Here is a 5,904-nt window from a genome sequence, read left to right as displayed (position 1 = left end):
GCGAGGGGCAGGGCGATGCATCCGCGCTGGCATCGCGCCGCGCCGCCCGGTACAATTTCGCCTACTCCCCCAACCCCTACTCCCCCAACCCCGGAGGCCCATGAAATATCGCGCATTCTTCCAGTTTGTCCTCGGTCTGACAGGCGCCGTTCTGGCCGCCTCGCAAGCCCATTCCGCCACCATCTGCACGGCCATGGCCGACGCCAAGACAGGCACGGTCTTGCTGCAGGAGGGCAATTGTCTCGACCGCGTCACGCCCGCATCCACATTCAAGATCGCGCTCAGCCTGATGGGCTATGACGCCGGTTTCCTCAAGGACGAGCACAAGCCCAGCCTGCCATACCGCCAGGGCTATGTGGACTGGGGCGGCGAAGCCTGGCGCCAGGATACGGACCCGTCGCGCTGGATGCAGTATTCCGTCGTCTGGTATTCGCAGCAGATCACGCAGGCGCTGGGCGCCGAGCGTTTCCAGAAATACGCGAAGGCTTTGCGCTATGGCAATGCGGACGTGTCGGGCGACAAGGGCAAGGACAACAGCCTGGAGCGCTCGTGGATCAGCTCCTCGCTGAAAATTTCGCCGCTCGAGCAGTTGGGCTTCCTGCGCAAGCTGGTCAACGATCAATTGCCCGTCTCCAAGCAGGCCATGGAACAGACGCGGCGCCTGACGCGCCTGGCCGACGTGGACGGCTGGCAAGTGCACGGCAAGACGGGCGCGGCTTTCCCGCGCAAGGCCGACGGCAGCTTCGACGAAGCGCATGGCTACGGCTGGTTCGTGGGCTGGGCCAGCAAGGGCGAGCGCAGCATCGTGTTCGCGCGCCTGGTGCAGGACGAGCAGAAGGGCCAGCAGTCGGCAGGCCTGCGCACGCGCGAAGCGATGCTGAAAGAATTGCCGGCCCTGCTGGAGCAGGCGCAGAAGTGACGGCCAGCATCGTTGCCGCCACGTTCATCGCCTCCGATGGCGACTACCTGGAAGCCGTCATCGAGGTGGGCGGCCAGCGCCTGCACGTGATGGACGAGTTCGGCGGCGGGCGGATGGCCGCCGGCACGCAAGTCCAGCTCGAACTGTGGCCCATGCCCGGCGAGATGGACGACTGGGACGCCATCTTCCGCGCCAACCCCGGTCGGGAAAAGGGACTGCGGCGGCTTGACGGCTGGCGCTACCTGGCGCTGGGCATCGTGACGCAGGTCGATCCCGTCATCTGCGATTGCGGCCTGCTGCAACTGGAAAATCCGTTTACGACGCATGACGCGCGCTGCGTGGGCGCGTATGTCGGCGTCACCGTGGCCCGCCTCGATGCTTGCCTGGCGTAAATTCCGGCCCGCTTTGTTACCCGCCCTATATACTTGCTGAAACGGATTTTCCGGCATCAGACAAGGTTACAAGCATGGCATCAGGCATGGAGCAGTTTCAGGAAAAAGCAAGACAGGCATGGACATGGACGCGCGCGCAGGCCTTGCGCGTGGCGGGCGTGGCGTGGGTGAGGGCAGTGGCGCTCTACCGGCGCGGCCACGCGCACCTGATGACCTTGCCGCCCGTGCGGCGCGCGCTGGTGCTGGGCTTATGGTCATTCCTGGCCGTGCTGGCGCTGCTGACCTTCTACATGCTGCTGCTGATCCCTCTGACGCCGAGCATCCACGACTTGCGCCAGGCGCGCGCGGCCGCGCCGAGCACCATGGTCAGCGCCGACGGCAAGGAATTGGCCCGCTTTGACCAGGGCTTGCAGGAACGGGTCACGTTAAAACAGATTTCGCCGAACGTGATCAGCGCGCTGATCTCGACGGAGGACCACCGCTTCTACGACCACCACGGCGTCGATTTCACGCGCACGGCAGGCGCCATCCTGCATACGGCGAGCGGCAACCCGCAGGGCGGTTCCACCATCACGCAGCAGCTGGCGCGCAATATGTTCCCTGAGGAAATCGGCCGTTCGCGCAACCTGAACCGCAAGCTGAAGGAGCTGATCACGGCCCTCAAAATCGAGGCCACCTACAGCAAGACGGAAATCCTGGAAGCGTATTTGAATACGGTGCCTTTCCTGTACAACACCTACGGCATCGAGATGGCGGCCCGCACGTATTTCGACAAGCCCGCGTCGCGCCTTGATATCCTGGAAAGCGCCACCCTGGTTGGCATGCTCAAGGGGACGAATTATTACAATCCCGTCGGCAATCCCGAGCGTTCCCTGCAGCGCCGCAACGTGGTGCTGGGGCAGATGCGCAAGCATGACGTCATCGACGAGGCGCGCTACAAACAGTTGATCAAACGCCCGCTGCGCCTGCATTTCGAGCGCCAGAGCGAGCGGGCGCAGTCGGACAGCCACTTCACGGCCTATGTGCGCAAGTGGCTGATCGAGTGGGCTGATGAAAACGACTACAACCTGGAGCTGGACGCCCTTGTGGTGCACACCACGCTCGATTACGACTTGCAGCAGGCGGCCGAGCGCGCCGTCGAGCGCCAGGCGAATGCCTTGCAGGCGATCGCCGATGTGGAATGGAGCCGCGCCGGCGTGCCATCGTCCACCTCGACGGGCATGTACGCGGGCATGCAGGGCGGCAGCGTGGCGTTTGATTATTTCTGGAAATCGCATCCTGGCTTGCTCGACAGCTTCGCGCGCGAATCGGCCGACTACCGCAAGCTGACGGCGGCCGGCGGCACGCCGGATGAAGCGCTGGAAAAACTCAAGGGCGACCGCGCCTTCATGGCGGCCCTGCGCAAATCGAAGACGCGCCTGGAAGCGGGCTTTGCTGCCATGGACCCGGCCACGGGCGCCGTGCGCGCCTGGGTAGGCAGCCGCGACTTTGCGCGCGAACAGTTCGACCACGTATCGCAGGCGGCGCGCCAGCCCGGCTCCACCTTCAAACCCATCGTGTATGGCGCGGCGCTGGAAAAGGGGCTCAGTCCCGAACACGTCTACCGCGATGCCGTGATGGATATCAAGGCGGCCGACGGCACGAAATGGCGCCCGACGGACATGAGCGGCACGACGGGACGCGACATGACCATGCGCGACGGTCTCGTCTACTCGAAAAACACGATCACGGCACAAGTGATGCAGGACGTCGGCTTGCCGCCGATCATCAAGCTGGCGCGCGCGCTCGGTATCCGCGACAGCAAGCTGGAAAAAGTGCCGTCGCTGGCGCTGGGCACCAGTCCCGTCACCTTGCTGGAAATGGTCAACGCCTACGCCAGCATCGCGGCACAGGGCGAAGCGCGCCTGCCGTTTGTCGTCACGCATATTACCGACCGCGAAGGCAAGGTCATCGCCCGTTTCGGCGAAGACAAGCCCAAGCGCGCCATGCAGGCCGAATCGGCCGCCACGCTGACGGACATGATGCGCGGCGTGATCGACCGCGGCACGGGTACGGCCATCCGCAGCCGCTTCGGCATCCGTTCCGACGTGGCCGGCAAGAGCGGCACGACGCAAAACAATGCGGACGGCTGGTTCATCCTCATGCATCCGGAACTGGTGGGCGGCGCCTGGATAGGCTTCAATGACGCGCGCGTCACCATGCGCAGCAATTATTGGGGCCAGGGCGGCCACAACGCCGTGCTGGTGGTGGGCGACTTTTTCAAGACGGCGCTCGACACGGGCAAGCTGTCGCGTGACGCCATCTTCCCCGGCGGCAAACCGCCGCCACCGCTGCGTCACGTGGAACCGGTCGAGGAACCGCAGGACGAACCGGTGGAAGAGCCGGGAGATTTGCTGCAAGAGGGCGCGCCGCCAGCGCCGCTGGCCATGCCGGCCGAGGGCGATGGCGGACAGGAGTCGCATGGCAAGGCGGTGCCGGAGGCGGCGCCTGCGCCCGCTCCCGTACCGCAGCCGGTGCCGGCGCCGCAGGGATAAGCGCCGCCGCCACGGCGAATTTAACCATCGCACATATTAATCATGACCTCGCCGAAGCCTACGCTGCGCCTGATACTCGGTGACCAGCTCAATGCGCAGCACCGCTGGTTCACCGAAGTCGATGACGCCACCATCTATGTCTTGATGGAGGTGCGGCAGGAAACCGACTATGTGCTGCACCATGCGCAGAAAATCCTGGCGATCTTCGCCGCCATGCGCGAGCTGGCGCGCCAGCTGCGCCAGCGCGGCCACACCGTGCATTACATCGCCATCGATGACGTGGCAAGCACGCGCTCGATACCGGAGAATATCGAGACGCTGATTCTTCGCTATGACGCCGCCGGCTTCGAATATCAGGCGCCCGACGAGTGGCGCCTCGACCAGCAGTTGTACCAGGCCGGGCGCCGCTCGCGCATTCCATGGCTGATGGTCGACAGCGACCATTTCTACACGGCCCGCCACGAGGCAGCCGATATTTTCGCCGGGCGCAAGCAATGGCTGATGGAGTTTTTCTACCGCCAGATGCGCAGCACGCACCAAGTGCTGATGGAAGACGCGAAAAAACCCGTCGGCGGGCAGTGGAACTTCGATCACGACAACCGCAAGCCCTGGCGCGGCACGCCCGCCGAGCCACAGGATCCACGCAGCGTGCATGACCATTCTTCGCTATGGCAAAGCATTATCGATGCGGGCGTGAAGAGCTTCGGCGCGCCGCGTGCGGACCGGCTGGCGTGGGCGCTGAACCGGGAGGAGGCGCTGCAGCAGCTCGACGCCTTCATCGAGCGGGCCTTGCCGCATTTTGGCGACTTTCAGGATGCGATGAGCGTCAAGGCGTGGCGCTTGTTTCATTCCCTGCTGTCGTTCGCGCTGAACGTGAAAATGCTCAATCCCCGCGAAGTCGTCGCCAGGGCGCAAGCGGCTTATCACGCCGGCCATGCCCCCTTGGCTGCGGTGGAGGGCTTTATACGCCAGATCCTGGGATGGCGCGAATATGTGCGCGGCGTCTACTGGGCCCAGATGCCAGGGTATGCCGAAAAGAATTTCTTTGGCCATGCGCGCCCGCTGCCGTCATGGTTCTGGGATGGCAAGACTAAGATGCATTGCCTGTCGCAGGCGATTACCCAGTCGCTGGAACAGGCCCATGCGCATCACATCCAGCGCCTGATGGTGATCGGCAATTTCGCGCTGCTGGCCGGCATCGATCCGGCCAAGGTGCATGGCTGGTACCTTGGCATTTATATCGACGCCTTCGAGTGGGCGGAGCTGCCCAACACAGTCGGCATGAGCCAGTTCGCCGATGGGGGGCAGCTGGCCACCAAGCCGTATGTCTCCAGTGCGGCGTATATCGACCGCATGAGCGACTATTGCAAAGGCTGCCATTACGATAAAAAGGCGCGCATCGGCGAGCTCGCCTGTCCCTTCAATGCCCTGTACTGGGATTTTTTCCATCGCAACGCGGACACCTTGGAACGCAATCCCCGCATAGGCATGGCGTACCGCCAGCTGGAGAAGATGGACGACGCGGCGATCACCGATTTCAAGGAACAGGCGCGCAAGATACTGGCAAACCTCGATTCCTTGTAACGCCGGCAGCCTGGCTACCATTTAGGTTCACGTGACCAGCGTAGCACCGTGGCAAGCCTGATTTTCACCGTATAGTCCTCTCCCGTTTCGTGCTCCAGCCACAGGATGCCGTCTTCGATGCTGACCCAGGCATCGACTATACGGGTGTCGAACGGCATCGCTGTGTCTTTGATATCAATCTTCATTCGTCCGGACTCAGCATTGAGCGACCTTAAGACCCGCGTCGTTCGTTGCGTAAACTCGATGACGTATGAAGTGCTTGTTTTTTTTATCATTAGAAAATTCTCACCCAGAATGCTTTGAATATTTTTTTAAATATTACTACATAAAAATTTGCCCTAGCGCACGAAGGTGAATACATCAACAAGATTTCACTGGTAAGAATTTCAAATGGGAAATATTTATTAATTTTAATAAATTAGAATTCCCTAAATGGACCATTTTTCCCTGTTCTTGTGTTGGAAAAATGTTCCAT

The 5,904-nt window shown here is 62.1% G+C and carries 5 protein-coding genes; 4 read left to right on the top strand and 1 reads right to left on the bottom strand.

Annotation, left to right across the window (positions count from 1 at the left end; translation table 11 throughout):
- Positions 1–100: 100 nt before the first annotated feature.
- The 4 genes from blaOXA (at position 101) to ASN89_RS24495 (ending at position 5,429) form a co-directional block, all read left to right on the top strand.
- Positions 101–919, top strand: a complete 819-nt coding sequence (gene blaOXA / locus ASN89_RS24510; protein WP_046682900.1) for a class D beta-lactamase — start codon at positions 101–103, stop codon at positions 917–919.
- Positions 916–1,311, top strand: a complete 396-nt coding sequence (locus ASN89_RS24505; protein WP_058051087.1) for a hypothetical protein — start codon at positions 916–918, stop codon at positions 1,309–1,311. Before blaOXA ends, ASN89_RS24505 begins: the two co-directional genes overlap by 4 nt.
- Positions 1,312–1,385: 74 nt before the next feature.
- Positions 1,386–3,845: a penicillin-binding protein 1A gene (locus tag ASN89_RS24500; protein WP_058051086.1), complete on the top strand. Its 2,460-nt coding sequence runs from the start codon at positions 1,386–1,388 to the stop codon at positions 3,843–3,845.
- 42 nt (positions 3,846–3,887) lie between these two features.
- Complete coding sequence (locus tag ASN89_RS24495) at positions 3,888–5,429, top strand: cryptochrome/photolyase family protein (RefSeq protein WP_058051085.1); 1,542 nt, start codon at positions 3,888–3,890, stop codon at positions 5,427–5,429.
- A 14-nt stretch (positions 5,430–5,443) separates the two neighbouring features.
- On the opposite strand, the gene ASN89_RS29100 is transcribed toward ASN89_RS24495, so the two are convergent.
- Positions 5,444–5,614: a hypothetical protein gene (locus ASN89_RS29100; RefSeq protein WP_158300136.1), complete on the bottom strand. Its 171-nt coding sequence runs from the start codon at positions 5,612–5,614 to the stop codon at positions 5,444–5,446.
- Between the last annotated feature and the right edge of the window lie 290 nt (positions 5,615–5,904).

This window comes from Janthinobacterium sp. Ant5-2-1 (assembly GCF_001445815.1).
Classification (GTDB): Bacteria; Pseudomonadota; Gammaproteobacteria; order Burkholderiales; family Burkholderiaceae_D; genus Janthinobacterium; species Janthinobacterium lividum_E.
The sequence above is the reverse complement of the archived record's forward strand: the minus strand, read 5'-3'. Positions and strand labels throughout refer to the sequence as shown.